At 46.3% G+C, this 20,570-nt stretch carries 13 protein-coding genes; 10 read left to right on the forward strand and 3 right to left on the reverse strand.

From position 1 onward, the window contains the following. Positions 1-20: 20 nt before the first annotated feature. The 9 genes from dhbC to ABE28_RS01195 all read left to right on the forward strand — a co-directional run bounded on the left by dhbC (position 21) and on the right by ABE28_RS01195 (position 15,327). Entirely contained in the window at positions 21-1,241 is a 1,221-nt protein-coding gene (gene dhbC, locus ABE28_RS01155; RefSeq protein WP_064462213.1) for an isochorismate synthase DhbC, read from the forward strand. A 20-nt stretch (positions 1,242-1,261) separates the two neighbouring features. Next, on the forward strand, positions 1,262-2,884 hold the full coding sequence (locus ABE28_RS01160; protein WP_064462194.1) for a (2,3-dihydroxybenzoyl)adenylate synthase: 1,623 nt from the start codon (positions 1,262-1,264) through the stop codon (positions 2,882-2,884). A gap of 30 nt (positions 2,885-2,914) precedes the next feature. Beyond that, positions 2,915-3,829, forward strand: coding sequence for an isochorismatase (locus tag ABE28_RS01165; RefSeq protein WP_064462195.1), 915 nt, complete (start codon positions 2,915-2,917; stop codon positions 3,827-3,829). 28 nt (positions 3,830-3,857) lie between these two features. Continuing rightward, the gene (locus tag ABE28_RS01170) at positions 3,858-11,057 is read left to right on the forward strand and encodes an amino acid adenylation domain-containing protein (RefSeq protein ID WP_373921312.1); all 7,200 of its coding nucleotides are present in this window, start codon (positions 3,858-3,860) and stop codon (positions 11,055-11,057) included. Further along, positions 11,057-11,278 (forward strand): MbtH family protein, encoded by a 222-nt coding sequence (locus ABE28_RS01175; RefSeq protein ID WP_064462196.1) that lies wholly within the window; start codon positions 11,057-11,059, stop codon positions 11,276-11,278. The genes ABE28_RS01170 and ABE28_RS01175 overlap by 1 nt, the downstream gene beginning before the upstream one ends. A gap of 8 nt (positions 11,279-11,286) precedes the next feature. After that, positions 11,287-12,732 (forward strand): DHA2 family efflux MFS transporter permease subunit, encoded by a 1,446-nt coding sequence (locus ABE28_RS01180; RefSeq protein WP_064462197.1) that lies wholly within the window; start codon positions 11,287-11,289, stop codon positions 12,730-12,732. A gap of 104 nt (positions 12,733-12,836) precedes the next feature. Continuing rightward, complete coding sequence (locus ABE28_RS01185) at positions 12,837-13,553, forward strand: 4'-phosphopantetheinyl transferase family protein (RefSeq protein ID WP_064462198.1); 717 nt, start codon at positions 12,837-12,839, stop codon at positions 13,551-13,553. A 115-nt stretch (positions 13,554-13,668) separates the two neighbouring features. Beyond that, entirely contained in the window at positions 13,669-15,030 is a 1,362-nt protein-coding gene (locus ABE28_RS01190) for an MFS transporter (RefSeq protein WP_083231909.1), read from the forward strand. Positions 15,031-15,075: 45 nt separating this feature from the next. Continuing rightward, complete coding sequence (locus ABE28_RS01195) at positions 15,076-15,327, forward strand: hypothetical protein (RefSeq protein WP_064462199.1); 252 nt, start codon at positions 15,076-15,078, stop codon at positions 15,325-15,327. Between the two features lie 74 nt (positions 15,328-15,401). Here the strand turns inward: ABE28_RS01195 and ABE28_RS01200 are convergent, their stop codons facing one another. Beyond that, positions 15,402-17,135: an AAA family ATPase gene (locus ABE28_RS01200; protein ID WP_064462200.1), complete on the reverse strand. Its 1,734-nt coding sequence runs from the start codon at positions 17,133-17,135 to the stop codon at positions 15,402-15,404. Between the two features lie 250 nt (positions 17,136-17,385). Between ABE28_RS01200 and def the strand changes: the two genes are divergently transcribed. Next, on the forward strand, positions 17,386-17,964 hold the full coding sequence (gene def / locus ABE28_RS01205; protein WP_064462201.1) for a peptide deformylase: 579 nt from the start codon (positions 17,386-17,388) through the stop codon (positions 17,962-17,964). 155 nt (positions 17,965-18,119) lie between these two features. On the opposite strand, the gene ABE28_RS01210 is transcribed toward def, so the two are convergent. Next, entirely contained in the window at positions 18,120-18,821 is a 702-nt protein-coding gene (locus ABE28_RS01210) for an SGNH/GDSL hydrolase family protein (RefSeq protein WP_064462202.1), read from the reverse strand. A gap of 121 nt (positions 18,822-18,942) precedes the next feature. Then, on the reverse strand, positions 18,943-20,448 hold the full coding sequence (locus tag ABE28_RS01215) for an MDR family MFS transporter (protein ID WP_064462203.1): 1,506 nt from the start codon (positions 20,446-20,448) through the stop codon (positions 18,943-18,945). Positions 20,449-20,570: the final 122 nt, after the last annotated feature.

Below are 20,570 nucleotides of genomic sequence, written 5' to 3' on the forward strand. Positions count from 1 at the left end.
TTGGAGGGTTTTAAAATATGATGAAAAGTAAAGAGAATTCAACCGTATTGGAAAAACAACTGTTGGACGATTATAAGGTCGGGGATTTTTTCCTGGCATCGCCTTCTCAAACACTTCTTGGAAAAGGTTCTTTTCTGACAGTACCAAGTGATTCGGAAGATCGTGATCAAATGAAAAGCCTTGCGGCGCGTGTGACGGCTGCATTAAGAGCTGCAAAAGAGCAAGGCCACCCGAATCCGATGGTAACGGGTGCCGTACCATTCGATTATGAAAAGGAAGCCCAGCTCATCATACCCGAAATGATTTGGTCATCAGTACCTTTGCAAGACATAGACACAAGCCAGCCTGCGGAAACTTCGAAGCCGAACTATGAGATCGAATCGGTACCGGAACCGGCTCGTTATATGGATGGAGTGGAACAAGGCCTTACTCATATTAAAAGCGGCCATCTTGACAAGATTGTCTTATCAAGATCGTTGCATCTCACTTCATCGGAAACGGTGAATATCAATCAGTTGCTTCAAAATTTGGCACGCCACAATAAGAAGGGGTATACCTTTGCCGTGGATTTACCTCAGCCGGAAACGGAAAACGCTGAATCCGATAACTTGAAAACACTTATCGGGGCTAGTCCTGAATTACTTGTTTCAAGAACGGGATTACAGGTGGTGGCCAACCCTTTGGCAGGCTCCAGGCCTAGGAGTGACGATCCGACCGAGGATAAGAGACGGGCGGAAGAACTACTTTCCTCCACTAAGGATTTACATGAACATGCTGTTGTCGTCCACGCTGTAGCAGAAGCTTTGCGTCCATTTTTCAAAAAAATAGATGTTCCGGAAAAACCATCAGTGATACATACCGAAACCATGTGGCATCTATCTACAGAAGTAAAAGGAGAACTTGTGGATCCTGCAACTTCCTCGTTGGAGCTGGCGATTGCACTTCATCCGACTCCTGCCGTTTGCGGATCGCCGTCCGGGTTGGCCAGGGAAGCCATTCAGGAAATCGAACCGTTTGATCGTGGCTTCTTTACAGGCATGGTCGGCTGGTGCAATGCAGAAGGAGACGGTGAATGGATCGTTACCATTCGGTGTGCGGAGGTAGAGAAACGGGTTCTTCGCTTATTTGCAGGGGCAGGAGTCGTTGCGGAATCCAAGCCAGAAGAGGAATTGGCTGAAACATCGGCTAAATTCCAAACGATGCTGCGAGCAATGGGAATAGATGCAAAGTCATTAAACTAAAGTGTGTGGGGGGATAACGAATGTTAACAGGGTGTTCTTCGTGGCCTGAGGATTATGCGGAATTATATAAAAGGGAGGGGTGTTGGGAAGGGGAAACCTTCGGGGAAATGTTGCGTGATCGTGCCGAGAAACAAGGCGACTTGATCGCCATTACCAGCGGAGACAGAAACATGAGCTATGCGGAATTGGATAATCGAGCCGATCGCTTGGCTGCAGGTTTTCAGGAACTGGGAATCAAACAAATGGACAGGGTAGTCGTCCAGCTCCCCAACGTAATCGAGTTCTTTGAGGTTTGCTTTGCATTATTCAGATTAGGTGCATTGCCCGTGTTTGCCCTTCCATCACATCGAAGCAGTGAAATTAACTATTTTTGCGAATTCGCTGAGGCGGTTGCCTACATCATCCCTGATAAGAATGCTGGTTTCGACCATCGTACGCTTGCTAGAGGTGCAAAAGAAAAGAATGAAAAATTAAACGTCATTGTCACAGGTGATGCTGCAGAATTCGTGGATTTGGCTGATTTATATATCGATCCAAAAAAAATCGAAGCAAAAGTGGCTTCAAGTGACATTGCCTTCCTTCAACTATCCGGGGGAAGTACAGGGCTCTCCAAACTGATTCCAAGAACACATGATGATTATATGTACAGTTTGAAGGTTAGCGCCGAGATTTGCCAGATGAACAAGGATAGTGTTTATCTCGCCGTGCTTCCGGTTGCCCATAACTTTCCAATGAGCTCGCCAGGTACCCTTGGCACCCTCTATGCAGGTGGCAGGGTGGTGCTTTCACCGGGCCCGAGTCCTGACGAAGCTTTCCCGCTTATTGAAAAACAAGGCGTGACGATTACGGCTCTTGTGCCGCCCCTTGCTTTGAGATGGCTTGATGCAATATCCACCCGTGACCATGATTTATCAAGCCTTCAAGTGCTGCAGGTGGGCGGGGCCAAGTTCAGTGCGGAAGCCGCCCGTCGGGTATATCCTGCTTTTGGGTGTAAATTGCAACAAGTATTTGGCATGGCAGAAGGACTGGTTAACTATACAAGATTAGACGATCCTGAAGAAATCATTGTCAATACTCAAGGCAGACCGATGTCGGAATATGATGAAGTGCGCATTGTCGATGAGGAAGACAGAGATGTTGCTCAGGGCGAGGTGGGTCATTTGCTAACGAGGGGCCCTTACACCATCCGTGGCTATTACAAAGCGGAAGAGCATAATGCGAAAGCATTCACGATAGATGGATTTTACCGAACAGGTGACTTGGTAAGTATGACCGCGTCAGGCTATATCGTTGTAGAAGGACGGGATAAGGACCAAATCAATCGGGGCGGTGAAAAGATTGCCGCGGAGGAAGTGGAAAACCATCTCCTGGCACATGAAGCTGTACATGATGTGGCCATCGTTTCCATGTCCGACGATTATTTAGGCGAAAGATCCTGCGCCTTTGTGATACCGCGCCAGAAGGCACCGTCCGCAAAGGAGCTTAAATTATTCCTGAAGGAGCGGGGGCTTGCCGCCTTTAAGATTCCTGACCGGATTGAGTTCACCGAATCCTTTCCAAAGACGCCGTTAGGAAAAGTGAGTAAAAAAGCCTTGCGGCAAATCATATCAGATAAACTGAACGATCAACTTACACTGAAGTAAAAAAAAACATACATAGAAGGAGTGATTATGATGGCTATTCCTGCTATCACACCATACGCAATGCCTGTAGAATCCGAGTTACCAAATAATAAAGTTTCGTGGAAAGCAGATTCATCGCGTGCAGTGCTTCTCGTTCATGACATGCAACAATATTTCCTCGATTACTATACAGTAACCGAATCACCGATAACGGAGCTGATATCACATATACAGGCAATAAAAAGCCGTTGTGTGGACCTGGGCATCCCTGTTGTCTATACAGCTCAACCTGGCAATCAAAACCCTGAGGACCGTGCACTGCTTACTGACTTTTGGGGCCCGGGACTTGATGACGATATCAATCAAACTAAAGTCGTTGACGAGGTTGCTCCAAGCGAGGAAGACATTGTCCTTACCAAATGGCGTTATAGTGCATTCAAACGGACGAATCTCCTTGAAATGATGAGGGAGCAAGGGCGCGATCAACTTATCATTTGTGGGGTCTATGCACATATCGGCTGTCTTCTGACAGCAAGTGAGGCCTTCATGCAAGATATTGAACCATTCCTTATAACGGATGCAGTAGCGGACTTTTCATTAGAGGAGCATAAAATGGCGATTAAGTATGCAGCTGAACGTTGTGCCGTCATAACAACGACATCACGGTTGCTCGAACAGTTGAATAGCGATGAACAAGCAGCAAGCGGGACCGTACAAGAAAAAGATGTTCATGGTTTGACGTTGGATGGCTTGAGGGTGGCAATAGCTGATCTTCTTGGTGAATCCCCATCGGATATAGGTGACAACGAGGATCTAGTGGATATAGGAATGGATTCGATTAGAATGATGAGCCTTGTTGAAATCCTAAGGGGAAAAGGGGCGGAAATCAATTTCATGCAGATGGCTGAAAAACCTACACTCGCCGCGTGGTGGGAATTATTATCTTCCCAAAAAGTGTTAGCTTGAATTAGAAACAAGAAGGAGGTAATTCGGAGTGCTTAATATTCAGGATCAAGATGTGCGCTGGAAGTTGACCGGCGCACAATCCGGTATCTGGTTCGCTCAGCAGCTGGAGCCGGACAACCCGATATATAACACAGGGGAATACATAGAAATAGCTGGACAGATCGATATCTTGCATTTTGAACAGGCACTGACGCAGGCGGTCAAGGAGGCCGAGTTTTTACATGTCCGTTTTGGCGAGGATTATGATGGACCGTTTCAAATGAGCGGCGAATCGCTTGATTTTCCTTTTACTTTCATGGACTTAAGCGAAGAGGAAAACTCCAAGGACAAGGCCATTCAATGGATGAAAGAAGATTTGGCCCATCCGATAGACTTGAAAAATGACCCGCTCTTCAATCAAGTTTTATTCAAGGTCGATTCGGACAGCTTTTTCTGGTATCAACGCATTCACCATATTGTTATGGATGCATTTGGATTTTCCCTTATCTCACAACGCGTAGCCAAATTATATACGGCACTTCAAAAAGGGGTAAATGTGAACGAAGCTGCTTTTTCCCCTTTACATACACTGCTTGAGGAAGATAAGGCATATAGGAATTCCGAAAAGTTCGAAAGTGATCGCCAGTTTTGGCTAGAACGTTTTGCCGATCAGCCGGAGGTCATGAGCCTAGCTGATCGAGCGCCAAGGACCTCAAAAGGCTTTCTTAGTAAAACGGGTTATTTATCATCTTCCGCTACACAAGCGTTAAAAGCGAATGCTCATAAATATTCGGGAAGCTGGCATGAAGTGGTGATTGCAGTGACGGCCGTTTATGTGAACCGTTTGACAGGCTCGGAGGACGTCATCCTCAGCTTACCGATGATGGGACGGTTAGGGTCATCCTCATTGAACATCCCTAGTATGGTCATGAATCTGTTGCCGCTGCGGTTATCTGTACAGTCTGAGATGAGCTTTAAAGAATTGGTGCAGCAGGTTTCCAAGGAAGTCCGCACCATCCGCCGCCATCAAAACTATCGCCATGAAGAATTGCGCCGTGACCTTAAATTGCTGGGTGATAACCAGCGTTTATTCGGACCGCAGATAAATGTCATGCCTTTTGACTATGGACTTGATTTTTCAGGAAGCAAGGCGATCACACATAAGCTTGCCACCGGTCCCGTCGATGATTTGTCGATTAACATCTATGACAAGTCTGATGGAAAAGGGCTGAGGATCGATATAGATGCGAACCCGGAAGTATATAGCACTGAAGATTTAGGTGCTCATCATGCACGTTTTATCCGTTTTCTTGAAAAGGTTGCGATTGCAGAGGAAGATCGATCGATCGGGGAAGTTGAACTCCTATTGCCTGAGGAGCACCAGCAGGTCCTGCTTGAATGGAATCAAACGGAAACGGAGCTCCCAACTGGACTTTTACCTGGATTATTCGAGGAACAAGTGCGAAAAACCCCAGATTGGACAGCTGTAATCGATGAAAATACGGTTCTTACATATAAGGATTTAAACAGGCGGGTCAATCAACTCTCACACCTCCTTTTGGAAAGGGGTATGGGACCTGAGAAATTCGTGGCCATCGCTTTGACGCGTTCGGTGGATATGGTCATTTCCATGTTGGCTGTGTTAAAAACCGGAGCGGCTTATTTACCTATCGACCCGGATTATCCATCAGATCGAATCGAATTCATGCTTGAGGATGCCAGGCCTGCAGCAATCGTAACGAGTAAAGGGATTTCCTTGAAACTAACGGATGCCAAAGGAGCGGAGCGCATCTTATTGGATGAGGAAGAGACCATTCTTGCGCTAGCGAAACAGCCGGATGTAAATGTGGAAGATGAAAAAAGGAAGGGAATGATGTCCCCGCTTAACCCGGCTTATATGATTTATACTTCGGGTTCTACAGGGAAGCCAAAAGGTATCGTGATTCAATCGCAAAGTCTTATTAATTTCCTTTATTCAATGCAGAGCGAATTTTCTTTGGATCATCGCGATCGTCTCCTGGCTGTTACAACCATTGCTTTTGATATATCCGGTTTGGAAATCTTCCTGCCACTTTTGAATGGGGCAAGCTGTGTCATTGCCGCTAAGGAAACGATTCAAGATCCCAAAACCTTGTCCGAGATGATCGTTCAGCATGAAATAAGCATCATGCAAGCCACACCAACGCTTTGGCATTCACTTGTAGCGAATTATCCTGATGTGATAAAGAATTTCCGGGTGTTAGTTGGTGGAGAGGCACTTTCAATCAGCCTGACAAACGATTTACATGAATTAGGATGTGAAGTGACGAATCTGTACGGACCGACGGAAACGACGATATGGTCTTCAGCCATTACCCTTGATCCTGAACAGAGCGGTATGCCCTCGATCGGCAAGCCACTTTGGAATACACAGGTATTTGTGCTGGATGCAGCTTTGAAACCCGTTCCTAAAGGGACTGTAGGGGAATTATATATTGCGGGTATAGGGCTTGCGCGAGGATATTTAGGCCGCCCGAACTTAACTGCTGAGCGGTTTGTCGCTAATCCATATGGTCCAAAGGGCAGCCGCATGTATCGTACCGGCGATCTTGTTCGTTGGCGCGGTGATGGCACACTGGATTATATCAGCCGTGCCGATCATCAAATCAAAATAAGAGGGTTCCGCATTGAACTTGGGGAAATCGAAGCCAGGCTTACCCGACATCCTGACGTCGAGCAGGCTGCAGTCATCGTACGCGAAGATCAGCCGGGGGATAAACGGATCGTTGCCTATATCGTTCCTTCTTTGGGCGTGACGGCCGATGTTGTGGAAATTCGGGAATTTGCAGGCCATGTCTTGCCGGAATACATGGTCCCATCCGCTATCGTTGAACTAGAGGAGCTGCCATTGACTCCAAATGGAAAGCTTAACAGGAAGGAATTGCCTGCGCCTGATCTTTCTGCACTTGTTTCCGAACGTGCTCCAAGAACACCGCAGGAGGAAATCGTCAGCGATCTTTTCGCCGAGGTTCTGGGCCTTTCGCGGGTCGGTATCGATGATAGCTTCTTTAATTTAGGCGGTCACTCCCTTCTTGCCTCGACTTTGATGGCGAGAATAAGAGATACATTCGGAGTTGAAATAGGCATTGGCAAATTGTTTGAGACACCGACCGTTTCCGGTCTTGTCAAACAGCTTTCCAACGGGAGAAGTGCACGGCTGCCTGTTAAAAAGGCATCAAGGCCAAAACAGGTACCCCTTTCCTTTGCACAGAGGCGATTATGGTTCCTTCATAGTCTGGAAGGTCCTAGCCCGACGTATAACATTCCGCTCGTGGTTGAATTGTCCGGTGAAATTGATACCGGGGCACTCGAAGCCGCGCTCAATGATGTAGTCGAGCGCCATGAATCTTTGCGTACGCTCTTTCCCGTTACCTCGGGTACAGCGCATCAATATGTGCTAGACCCTTCCGAGGCGCAGGTGGAATTATTGGTATCGCATATTAACGAGGCAGAGCTTGAAGCGGAAATCGCTACCGCTACGAGATATAGTTTCAATCTTGCAAAAGAACCAGCCATTTGTGCCCAGCTTTTCACAATGGCCGCTGACAAGCATGTATTGGTTTTATTATTACATCATATTGCAGGAGATGGATGGTCGCTAACACCGCTTACTCGCGATTTGACCGCAGCTTATGCGGCGCGAATTAATGGTGCCGAACCGAACCTGCCGCCGCTGCCTGTACAGTATGCCGATTATGCACTCTGGCAGGAGAACCTTTTAGGAAGCGAAAGTGATGAAGCCAGTTTAGCCAATGAACAAATCGAATATTGGAAAGAGGTATTAGCCAACCTGCCGGATCAATTGGAATTGTCTACCGATTTTCCACGGCCACTGGAATCCAGCTACCGAGGGGATACGATTGATTTTTCGATAGATCCCGACATGCATCGGCGGTTATTGGATTTGGCTCGTGAAAATGGCGTCAGCTTATTCATGGTATTGCAATCCGGTCTGACTGCACTTCTCACTCGCCTTGGCGCCGGTAATGATATACCGATCGGAAGTCCGATAGCGGGTCGCAGTGATGATGCTTTAAGCGACTTGGTAGGGATGTTCATCAACACCTTGGTGTTACGTACGGATACTTCAGGTGATCCTACATTCCGGGAGCTTCTTGATAGGGTGCGGAGGGTCAATTTACATGCTTATGAGCATCAGGACCTGCCGTTTGAGCGACTGGTGGAAGTGCTGAATCCAGTCCGTTCACGTTCTAGGCATCCGTTATTCCAGATCATGCTTGCCCTGCAGAATACACCAGATCCTAAATTGGAGCTTCCAGGAGTTCAATCCAATCTGAAGTTATACAGCGTAGGTGCTTCAAAATTCGATTTGACGCTGGAATTCCGTGAAGTGCATGCTGAAAATGGCAGTCCGGATGGAATCAGCGGATTCCTTGAATATAGTACAGATCTCTTTAAACGTGATACTGCCGAAATGCTGATATATCGATTATTAAAGTTATTGGACGGCGCCCTTTCGGAACCCGATCAGCATATAGGGCATTTGGATATACTGGCTCCTGAAGAACGTCAAAAAATCCTTGTCGACTGGAATGGAAGGTCCGACGAGATAGAGCAAGCAAGTATACCTTCTATGCTTGAGCAACAGGTGAGAAAGTATCCGCACCATATTGCTTTGGTATATGGAGAGACTTTCTTGACATATGAAGAGGTAAACAAAAAGGCGAACAAGCTTGCCCACCTGCTCATTGCAAAAGGGGTAGGACCGGAGCAATTCGTCGCATTGGCCATGCCTAGATCATTGGAAATGGTTGTAGGATTGCTGGCCGTACTCAAGGCAGGAGCCGCCTATTTACCTTTGGACCCGGAATATCCAGCAGATCGGTTATCGTTCATGCTCTCTGATGCGCAGCCTGCATGTGTTCTGACGGATTCGAGTGTAGCTTCGAAGCTACCTGAGATGACTGGTATCAGGCAAATCATCCTGGATGAAGCGAGTACCCTTGAAGAATTGGAGCATCATTCGCCACTCAATCCAACGGATGTTGATCGCATCCGGCCGTTATCGCCGCTAAATTCAGCGTATATTATCTATACTTCCGGTTCAACCGGTGTACCAAAAGGGGTTGTCGTTCCGCACCAGAATGTAATCAGACTTTTTGGGTCGACGCAGCATTGGTACGATTTCGATTCCAAAGATGTGTGGACGATGTTCCACTCCTATGCATTTGACTTTTCGGTCTGGGAAATTTGGGGAGCGTTACTTCACGGAGGCAAGCTTGTTGTCGTTCCGCACTCGATCAGCCGATCACCAATGGAATTTTTACAGCTATTGGTTAAAGAAGGAGTAACGGTACTGAATCAGACTCCATCGGCATTTTATCAATTGATGCAGGCTGATCGGGAAATGCCTGAAATCGGGCAGCAACTTGCTTTACGCTACGTGATTTATGGCGGAGAGGCACTTGAACTAAGCCGTTTGGAGGATTGGTATAGCCGTCATCCGGAAAATGCACCATATCTCATCAATATGTATGGAATAACCGAAACGACCGTCCATGTGAGCTATCTAGAGCTTAATCGTGATATTACATCCATAAAAGCCAATAGCCTCATTGGCCGTGCGATACCCGATCTTGGGGTGTATGTGCTGGATGCCGTCTTACAGCCGGTTCCGCCAGGGGTAGTGGGGGAACTCTATGTTTCCGGACCTGGTCTTGCTCGTGGTTATTTAGGACGCCCTGGCTTGACGGCGGACCGTTTTGTTGCCAACCCATTCAGTTCATCAGGTGACAGGATGTACCGTACTGGAGATTTGGCTCGCTGGCGCGAGGATGGCTCATTGGATTATATGGGGCGTGCCGATCATCAAATCAAAATCCGCGGATTCCGGATTGAATTGGGTGAAATCGAGGCGACGGTTGCACAGCATTCGGATATTGAACAAGTTGCGGTCGTGGTTCGTGAAGATAACCCTGGTGATAAACGATTGGTCGCATATGTCGTACCGGCTGCAAATGTGACCCTCGATCCTGCACATGTACGCCGTTACGTTGCTGAAGGTTTGCCTGATTACATGGTCCCTTCCGCGTTCGTTGAAATGGAAGAACTGCCATTGACACCGAATGGTAAGTTGGACCGCAAGGCATTGCCTGCGCCGGAATTCGGTGCCGTCCAATCGGGGCGCGGGCCGAGAACGCCGCAGGAGGAGATTCTTTGCGATCTATTCATGGAGGTTCTCGATTTGCCTCAGGTCGGAATAGATGATGGATTCTTCGATCTTGGCGGTCACTCGCTGCTTGCTGTCCACTTGATGAGTAAAATCCGTGAAGCTCTTGGTGTCGAGCTTAGTATTGGTAACTTATTCGAAGCTCCGACTGTTGCGGGCCTAGCAGAACGATTGGAAATGGGTACAAGCCAAAGTGCATTGGACGTCCTGCTGCCGCTTAGGAAAAATGGGAAGGAACTTCCGTTGTTTTGTGTACATCCGGCAGGCGGTCTTAGCTGGTGCTATGCTGGATTGATGACTGCACTTGGACCTGATTATCCTATTTATGGGTTGCAAGCACGAGGCATAGCTCAGAAAGAACCATTCCCGAAAACGTTGATTGAAATGGCTGCCGACTATATTGAACAGTTACGGACGATCCAGCCAAAAGGGCCTTACCATCTATTGGGTTGGTCCCTGGGAGGCAATGTCGTTCATGCAATGGCAACCCAACTGCAAAATGAAGGAGAGGACGTCCGTCTTGTTGCAATCCTGGATGCATATCCAAGTCATTTCCTGCCTATAAATGAGGCACCGGATGATGAAGAAGCTTTAATCGCACTACTTGCATTGGGTGGATACGATCCTGATACGTTAGGGGACCAGCCATTGGATAATGCCAGTGCCATAGAAATCCTGCGTCGTGACGGAAGTGCATTGGCCAGTTTAGAAGAGGAAACGATCCTGAACCTGAAAGAGACTTATGTAAATTCGGTTCGGATCATGAGTGAGTATAAACCAAAAACCTTTAAAGGCGATGTGCTCTTCTTTAGGTCGACGATCATCCCGGACTGGTTTGATCCGATTCACCCAGAGACATGGAGCCCATTCATTCATGGGGAAATTGAACAGCATAATATCGATTGCCGCCATAAGGATATGTGTCAGCCAGGACCGCTTGCTGAAATCGGTCAAGTGATTGCACATAAACTTTCCAATCTGAACAAGTCAGCCAAGATTAATGTAGGAGGAGATAACTGATGACCAACCCTTTCGAGAATGAAAATGGCATCTACAATGTATTGATAAATGAAGAAGGTCAGCATTCCCTATGGCCCGCTTTTCTGGTTATTCCATCCGGCTGGTCCGTCATATACCGAGAGGAGAGCCGCCGGGCTTGCTTGGAGTACATTAGTACGAACTGGACGGACTTGCAGCCAAAAAGCTTGAAGCTAGTTGCCAGCAGTGATGGAACAAAGTGAGAGCAAGGATGCAGCTTGATCCTAAATTAGTAGTGAGCATCGTTTATGTCATAGCGATGTTCATGGTTTCGATGGACGGGACGATCGTCAATGTGATCCTTCCAACGATCAGTAAGGAATTTAACATCGAGCCTTCGTCGACGAGTGGAATCAACATCGGATATTTAGTAAGTCTGGCCGTATTCCTCCCAGTTGCTGGTTGGCTTGGTGATCGCTTTGGCACTAAGAAAATCTTCTTGATGGCCTTGGGCGTCTTCACGGTCGCCTCCCTTTTATGCGGCTTCGCCAATGATCTGCAAACCTTGAACTTGTTCAGGGTTTTGCAGGGGGCAGGGGGCGGTATCCTGACACCAGTTGGAATGGCGCTTTTATTTAGAACATTTTCTCCAAAGGAGCGGCCTAAGGTTTCCCGGTCCCTTGTGCTTCCGATTGCCTTTGCACCAGCCATTGGGCCTATAGTTGGCGGATTCTTTGCCGAGCAGCTGTCATGGCGCTGGTCGTTTTATATAAATGTTCCTTTCGGCATTCTCGTTTTACTATTCGGCTTGCTGTTTTTGAAGGAACATAAGGAGCCCTCCGCCGGTAGGCTGGACCTCCCGGGATTCTTGCTTTCGGCAGCTGGTTTTTCCATGCTGATGTATGCACTGAACGTGGGACCGACCAAAGGGTGGGTTTCCCCCGTTGTCCTGTATACAGGAATTGCTGGAGCCGTTCTTGTTTGCCTATTCATTCTACACGAGTTAAGAGTGGACAAACCGATGCTTGATTTGCGTTTATTATCCGACCGATTATTTCGAACGTTGGGCATCATTTCTTTATTCTCAATGGCAGGCTTATTGGGCATGCTCTTTGTTTTTCCGCTAATGTACCAAAGTTCGCTGCATGCTTCCGCTTTAGAAAGCGGCCTGACGACTTTTCCAGAAGCGCTAGGTTTGATGGTGTCATCGCGGCTGATGCCTTGGACCACCAAAAAAATGGGGATCCACCAAGTGATCCGGATAGGACTGCTTGGCACGATCGTCATATTTACACTAATAAGCCTTGTTGGACCGACAGCCAACCCGTGGTTCCTTCGTGCCTTATTATTTAGCATCGGAATATGCTTGGGACACACGGTCGTAGCGGTACAATTCTCTACTTTCACGAATATCAACTCGGCTTCCATGGGAAGGGCAACCACATTGTTCAATGTGCAAAACCGGATTGGATCTGCCATTGGAGTAGCCATCCTGGCCAGCATTATCGGGGCAGTCGGCACGGGTACGGGAGCAAATGGCGGTTTGGAGGTTCACTTGGCTTCATATCAATTCGCCCTTCTCGGTTCCGCCTTTTTCCTCGTCGCAGCCCTAATGTTTGCGCTGCGCTTGAGGAAGGATGATTTCAAGGCAATCATGCCAGCAAAGGGTACGGCTGAATCCCATGATGTAAAACAGGTCAGAAGCGTTAGTGAGTGACTCATTCATTAGTCAGTCAGGGGATTTTATTAAAGGGAAGGTCGCTGTATTATACAGTGACCTCCTATTCATTTTTGCTAGCAGCAGGGAGAAGAGGGAGAAGAATGGTAGAGGTATATATATGTAAGTTGCCTGCAATGAGAGAGGGTGAGGCGCTGGATGAGCTGCTTACCCATGTTTCGACGGAAAGGCAACTTCGTCTGAAAAGATACCATAAGGTGGATGATGCATACAGGTCCATAATAGGGGACTTGCTGCTGAAATTCATTTTGGAAAAACGGTACGGTTCATTAATGGGCGGTGTGGAAATTGAAACAAATTCATATGGAAAGCCTTTTTTATCCAAGCATCCAGCTATCCATTATAATATTTCCCATTCTGGTGACTATGTGGCTTGTGCCATACATGATAAGGAGGTTGGAGTGGATATTGAGAAAACCGGTCCGTTTGATTTGGAGTTGGCTAAAGGTTTCTTTACAGAAGAAGAATATGGGCAGGTGTGGGAAGCGGGAGATAGACTTGCAGCTTTTTATGATATGTGGACCTTGAAGGAAAGCTATATCAAAGCGGTAGGTAAAGGATTATCCATCCCTTTACGCGATTTTAATGTGAGCAGGAATGGAATGGATGACATTCAACTGACAGAGGTACATAGCAATAAACCAATAACTGATTATACCTGTAAACAATACAGGGTAGACAGCGAACATAGTCTTGCCGTTTGCGCGCATCTGGGAAGTGCCGCAGGCTTCATGGATAAGCCCGTATATTTCACCTTTGAGAGAATCTGTGAGGGACTTAAACTAACCCCGAAAACATAAGTGACAAGGTGGTTTTCAGTTTTCATGAACATAAGATGAAAATCGGCTGACACTCCGCTATCTCCATTCGGCATGGCCTTTGGAAGTGGATACCAAACATTACGGGGGAATAAACATGCGGAATATACATATTGCACACGTCATCGAAAATAGTAAATTCAATTCTTTTCATCTTTCCGTTTTATTATGGTGCATTTTTCTCATTCTTTTTGATGGATTTGATTTAGTCGTTTATGGCGCCGTCATCCCGAGTTTAGGTGAAGCCTGGGGGACAGCTCCAAGTGTTTTAGGCATGATTGGAAGTTTAACCTTGGTTGGCGGTCTTATCGGTTCACTTTTCTGTGGGATATTGGCAGATAAAGTGGGGAGGAAGGCAGTGATCATTATATGTGTCGCTCTTTTTGGCACATTCACTTTATTGACAGGTTTTGCAAAAGGTCCGGTTGATTTTGCCGTATACCGATTTATTGCAGGTCTCGGCCTGGGAGGGATTCCTCCGTTGTTGGTCGTCCTGACGTCCGAGTATTCACCAAAATCGATAAAAAACATGATGGTCGCCATCATGTTTAGCGGTTATTCGATAGGCGGCATTTTGGTGTCACTTTTAGGAATGAATGTGATTCCGGCCCTAGGTTGGAATTGGATGTTCTTCATCGGGGCGATTCCATTATTAGCAATCCCTTTTTTAATAAAGTTTTTACCGGAGTCTCTCTATTATTATGTTGAAAAAGGGGAATATAAAAAAGCCGGTGCAATAGTGAAGCGCTTGAACCCATCCTACGAACCGCAGGAAAACGATAGATTCGTAAACGGATTATCGACGACAGGCGTGCCGGTGGCCAAGCTATTTGAAAAGAGGCGAGGAAGATCGACCATCATGTTCTGGATTGCCTGTTTTATGGGGTTATTAATGGTTTACGGATTAGGGACTTGGCTGCCTCAATTGATGGTGGAAGCAGGTTATCCGCTAAAGTCCAGCTTGCTTTTTCTTTTCAGCTTGAATATCGGGGCGATAATCGGATCGATTTGTGGTGGTTGGTTGGCAGACCGGATTGGATCGAAAAGGGTACTTATCAGTTTGTATACCTTTGGCGCCATTTGTTTAATCTTACTCGGCCTTAAACCAGGTACGGTCATTTTATATGTATTGGTTGCGGTTGCTGGAGCGGCCACGATCGGATCCCAAAACTTAAACAATGCTTTCATATCAATCTTCTATCCGACTGATGTCAAATCAACAGCTCTAGGATGGGCCCTCGGGATTGGGAGGTTCGGTGCCATTCTGGGACCTGCGATGGGAGGCGTACTGATCGAGCTAAAGCTGCCCGTCTATATGAACTTCATTAGTTTCGCGATTCCGGCCGTGATTGCGGCAATAGCGATAAGTTTCATACAGGTGAAGTATAAAAGCTCCGGGAACACTAAGGAATACGCTTTTGATAGTGAGTTCCGTCATCAATACGAAAAAATAGATTGATAAAAGGTGCCCAACTATTAGATTTTATTATATGGAGGAAAGATAATGGCACAATACAATTGCCTGATGTGCGGTCAGGAATTTAAAAGTTATAATGAAAATGCCAAATACTGTTCCCAAACTTGCAAAGGGACAGCCTATATAAAATATCAATGGAAGAAATGTGAACAATGTGGGGAAGAGTATAAACCAAGAAAGGCAAGCAGTAAATATTGTTCATTGGAATGCAGCAATATCGGCAGAAAAAATAAATCTGCCGATAAGCAATCGGATTGTATAAGCGTTCCATTTGAATGAATGCCCCTTTATATCGATTAAATGGGAATTAAAAAAGGGGCCTGTCCAGGCCCCTAATCTTGCAAGGTATGGTGTTAAGCGTTGGAGCATGCCTTCGTTAATTCGGAAGCGTCAACGATTTGCTGTACAGCCGATCCCTCAAGCGTTTCTTTTTTCAATAGCTCCTCAACCAGTTCTTCATATTGAGGGCGATTCGCGTCAATCAACATTTCCGTTTCTGAAATCGCTCTGGTGAATAATTCCTGCATCTTGAGTTCCTTATCGCTTTTATTGAATGTAAGGGTAAATCCGTCTTGAAGCATTCCTGTATCGACCATCTGCTCAAGGAGATGTTTGGCCTGTTGTACATCGCCGCCTACACCAATGCTGTGTTCCCCTAAATACATTCTTTCAGCTACGCCACCGGCCAAAATCATTTTGACTTGATCCAGCAATTCACTTGCTGTAGCCAGATGGAGTTCCTTCGGTATCGGTGCAACATATCCAAGGGCCTCGCCACGGGGAATGATCGTCGCTTTCCGAACGGAGCCAGGCTTTGTCAAAGCGGCAATCAAGGCATGTCCGCTTTCGTGGATCGCGACCCGCCGTTTTGTATCCATATCGTTCAACGTGCGTGATGTGGCACCTAAAATCGTACGGTCTATCGCATAATCGAGATCCTGTTTACGGATCATATCTTGTTCATTTCTAAGGGCGTGGCGGGATGCCGTATCGAATAGGGAGCTTAAGTCCGCGCCGGAGAAACCGGATGTACTTTCGGCCAATTCATCAAGGGATGCAAGGACGTCGGTCGCCAGGCGTTTTCCCTTCGTATGGATATCGATGATTTCCTTTCGTCCTTGAGTATCGGGAAGTGGGACCTGGAAAGAGAAATCAATCCTGCCCGGCCGCAGAAACGCTTCATCAAGCATATCTTTCCTGTTGGTCGCGGCAATGAATAGAATGCCTTCATTCGGATGACCTCCATCCAGTTGTACAAGTAATTCCGTTAACGTTTTCTCCGCTTCTTCGCCGCCATGGGCTTTCCTTTTTCCAGCCAGTGCATCCACTTCATCGATGAAAATGACCGCTGGCGATTGCTTGCGTGCATTTTGAAAAAGACTGCGGACACGCGCTGCACCGACTCCGACAAACATTTCGTTGAAGGCCGAGCCGCTCGTTGAGAAGAAATTGGCACCTAGCTCTTTGGCTATTGCCTGTGCAAGAAGCGTTTTTCCGGTTCCTGGCGGTCCGTATAATAAAATGCCTTGAGGCGGCTTGATTCCTATCTTTTCCGAACGCTCAGGTTCCTTTAGTGTAGTGAGGGTCTGAAGGATTTCCTGTTTGATCTCGTTCTGCAAGCCTCCTACATCAGCCAAGGTTATTTCAGGTAAAGGCCTAGGGGAGGAGAGGCTTTGTTTCTTGCTGCCGATGCGCAGGCCGCCTTTGGATCTTTTTTGTATGATCACAGCGGTTGCGGCGAGGGCAGTCAACAACGCGCCCAAAATCCATAATGCCGACTTATTGGTTGAAGAAAAAGAATACCGAACGTTATAAGTTTCGACTAGTTTATTGATCATTTGACTGTTGGGAGGAATGCTAGAAACATATTCTCCTTCAGGTGTGGTGATGTGGAGAGTGCCGTTTCTTTTTTCTTCTATGGAAACAAGAGCCCCATTCTGGGCTTTAATCGTCTTTTCAACCGAAGAAAAGGGAATGACCATTTCCTTTGACTGAGTTACAACATACCAACTGATACCACCAATTATCACAATGAAAGCCGTCAGGAACGGCAGCAACTTCGAAACTAATTTAGAGTTCGAATTCAATTTTTCATCTCCTTTAAGAATATAACTTCAGTATAAAATTTTTAAACCTGTAATCTATAGGTCTTTATGCCCTAAAATAAAGGTAAATAATGTTAAAGTCAAGGAAAAGGTTTTATTATGGAAGGGTTATGCATGGTGTCCAGCCTTTTATGGACCTCCAACCTGCACATTAGACTTTTTAAATGCGAAATGCTAAAGTGAAATGGTCTAAGTCATGAAAAAATAAAATGGTAGAAGAGTGTGAATTTCTATGAGTAAATTTATAAAAGATTATATGATCACGATGAAGGATATCGTTAGGGAAGGTGATCCGATTCTGCGGCAAGTAACACAGGAAGTTAGCCTGCCGATTTCAGATGAAGATCGTGAAACGTTGGAATGCATGATGCAATATTTGAAAAATAGCCAAGATCCAAAAATGCAAAAGAAGTATAACCTGCGTGAAGGTGTTGGATTGTCAGCCAATCAGATTGGCTTGAACAAGCGCATGTTCGTCATGTATTTTCCAGATGAAAAGGGGCAGCAGTATGAATACGCCCTTGTGAATCCGAGGATCGTCAGTCATTCCGCGACAATGATCTATTTACCGCAAAGTGAAGGCTGCCTTTCTGTCGACCGTGATATCAAGGGCTATGTACCGCGATATGAACGGGTGAAAATCAAAGCTGTGGATGGTAATGGGGAGGAAATTGAGATGCGGCTGAAGGGCTTTGCCGCGATCGTGTTTCAACATGAGCTAGATCACTTGAACGGAATGATGTTTTATGACCGGATCAATGCTGACAATCCTTTCAAGCTACCGGAAAACGTGGAAGTGAAAAGTCTGTAAAGTAAAAAAGGCAAAGCGCCATGCTTTGCCTCGGACCGTAGACGATCTCGATTATATATGAGACCGTCTACGGTTTTTAATTTTTAAAGTTGAATCATTACTTTCCACTACGGCGATCAGGAGCCCCCTCAGGAGCGTTAGCCATTCCTGAATCCTTAAGCTTGAAAAGGCACTCGCTCAGCCATATGCTTCTGTAAGTCACTGAATATCGCCATGCTCATTTGCCGATACCCTTCAGAAGTGAGGTGGATGCCGTCATCACTGATGAGACGATCCAGCTCTCCGGAGGTTTTGATATAAGAACGGACATCTATCAAAGGCACCTTCAATTCTTGAGCAAGGCTCTTCAATTTCCGGTTATACATGCCGTGCCAGTGCTCGATGCCCCCGACATGGGAAACGAAATGCCCGATTGAATGCCCGAACTTATCAGCTAGAGATCTATAATACCTGGCAGGATCCAATGGCGGGAGTGTTAATAGGAAGGGGGTGACATGCTTGTCCTGGACCTGTTTGACAAGTTGGGTGATATTTTCCAGATAGCGCTCGACTGGAACGATCGGCTCGTGATTCCCTTCCGGGTTTTTTGCTACTTCAGCCCAATGGAAATTACAGTCATTTCCCCCGACCTCTATTAAAACGATATCGGGATTTTCCGACATGACATCTTTCTCGATCCGGCATACCAATAGGTCGGAGTTGTCATTGAAAACCCCTTTATTCAAAACCTCGACGTAGGGCAAGGATTCCGTCAGCTTGGCTAATGAATTCGGGTAATTTTCCTTTATGATCCGCAGCCTGCCTTTAACATAAGAAATGCCTCTGGTTAAACTGTCTCCAAAACAGACGATCTTCAAACTTCTCACCTCGATATATGTGTTACTTATATTTTAGTTGCAGATTGTTTTTTCGGCAATCTTTACCCGCTAAGGGCAACAAAAAAGCGCTGGATATCCAGCGCCTTTTCGTTAGTTACTATCATGATTCCTTTTTTGCGGTCGTTTCCACTCTCGTTTTTCCCATAAAGAATACAGTGATGGCTGCAAGCCCGATCGGGATGAGCGCCAAAGTGAATATTAATGAAATGGAATCGGACATGGCATGAACGATTTTATCCAAGATGAAGTCCGGGATCTCGGCCCGTGCATCGGATTGGAAGAGCTGACGTGGATCTTTCAGCAAACCTGGATCCGGTCCGCCTTGCATTCCTTTGAATGCGTCCGCCATCTTACTTGTGAATACATTGTTTTGGATCGCTCCATAAATCGTGACACCTAGCGTCATTCCAAAAGAACGAAGGAAGGAGTTTGTAGAGTTTGCCGACCCTCGGAACCTCGGCTCCAGATTATGAATGGAGGCAATGGGTAATAGGGAAAAGGAAAAGCCCATGCCAAAGCCTGTCAGGATCATGAACAACGTCAATGAAGTCCTGCTAGTTTCAGGGGTAATCGTCCCTAAGAGCAGCATTCCGACAAAATAGCAGATGACGGAAATCGTCATTAAGTTACGGAAGCTTGTTTTTGTATTGAATATCCCGCCAATGGCACTGCCGACTACAGAACCGAGCATCATCGGTGTGAGAATCAATCCAGCATTGGTTGCAGAGCCACCGTAAACGGCCTGGACGAAAATCGGGATATAGACCGTTAAAATGATGAATGTACCACCATAAAGAATCGCTAAAATTTGGGAAGTGGCAAACAGTCGTCTTTTAAACAGCCACAATGAAATGATCGGATCTTTCGCTCTTCTTTCGAAAAAGAAAAAGGATACGAAGAACACGGCAAAGCTAGCAAACAGAGCAATGATCGGAGCAGAAGACCAACCATACTCCCCGCCCAATTCAAGCGCAAACATTAAGCTGACAACGGCAATGACGAGCGTAGCCGCGCCGCCCCAATCGATTTTTTGTTCTTGGGTGTTTGCCGACTCCTTGTAATATCTCGAGATGAAAAATAACGATATGATGCCAATTGGAACGTTGACGTAAAAAATCCAATTCCAGCTGGAATATTCAGTGATATACGCACCTAAAAGCGGGCCCAATACACTTGAAGCACCGAACACTGCACCAAAAAGACCTGTTAATTTCCCGCGCTTCTCTGGCGGGAAAATATCAAAGATGATGGTAAAGGCAATGGGCATAAGGGCTCCGCCGCCTATTCCCTGGATCGCACGGAAGATGCTCAATTGCACGATGCTTTGGGCCATGCCGCATAAAGCCGATCCGATCAAAAAGACGATAAGCCCAAAAATAAAAAATCTTTTTCTTCCATACATATCGGAAAGCTTACCGAAAATCGGCATGCTTGCCATCGTTGCAACCATATAGGCAGATGTGACCCAGACAAACTTATCGAACCCGCCTAAATCAGAAACGATCGTTCCCATGGCAGTCGCAACGATCGTATTATCCATTGCTGACATCAAGATGCCCAATAAAAGCCCGGCAACAATGAATTTCTGGTTTTTTTGATTGTTCATTTATTTTCCTCCTTCGTTTCAACCAGTTCATGAATTTGCTTTACATGGTTGAAAGGTGAACGTTAAGATTAAACAAAACATTTATCTTCAAAATCAAGATAAATTTAAGTTTAAAAGGGGTG

Origin of the sequence: Peribacillus muralis (assembly GCF_001645685.2) — a bacterium.
Lineage (GTDB): Bacteria > Bacillota > Bacilli > Bacillales > DSM-1321 > Peribacillus > Peribacillus muralis_A.

Coding starts and splice junctions, on each gene's coding strand:
- ABE28_RS01195 (WP_064462199.1), top strand. CDS start 15,076: ATGGCACAATACAATTGCCTGATGTGCGGTCAGGAATTTAAAAGTTAT.
- ABE28_RS01165 (WP_064462195.1), top strand. CDS start 2,915: ATGGCTATTCCTGCTATCACACCATACGCAATGCCTGTAGAATCCGAG.
- dhbC (WP_064462213.1), top strand. CDS start 21: ATGAAAAGTAAAGAGAATTCAACCGTATTGGAAAAACAACTGTTGGAC.
- ABE28_RS01160 (WP_064462194.1), top strand. CDS start 1,262: ATGTTAACAGGGTGTTCTTCGTGGCCTGAGGATTATGCGGAATTATAT.
- ABE28_RS01190 (WP_083231909.1), top strand. CDS start 13,669: ATGCGGAATATACATATTGCACACGTCATCGAAAATAGTAAATTCAAT.
- ABE28_RS01175 (WP_064462196.1), top strand. CDS start 11,057: ATGACCAACCCTTTCGAGAATGAAAATGGCATCTACAATGTATTGATA.
- ABE28_RS01185 (WP_064462198.1), top strand. CDS start 12,837: ATGGTAGAGGTATATATATGTAAGTTGCCTGCAATGAGAGAGGGTGAG.
- ABE28_RS01215 (WP_064462203.1), bottom strand. CDS start 20,448: ATGAACAATCAAAAAAACCAGAAATTCATTGTTGCCGGGCTTTTATTG.
- def (WP_064462201.1), top strand. CDS start 17,386: ATGAGTAAATTTATAAAAGATTATATGATCACGATGAAGGATATCGTT.
- ABE28_RS01180 (WP_064462197.1), top strand. CDS start 11,287: ATGCAGCTTGATCCTAAATTAGTAGTGAGCATCGTTTATGTCATAGCG.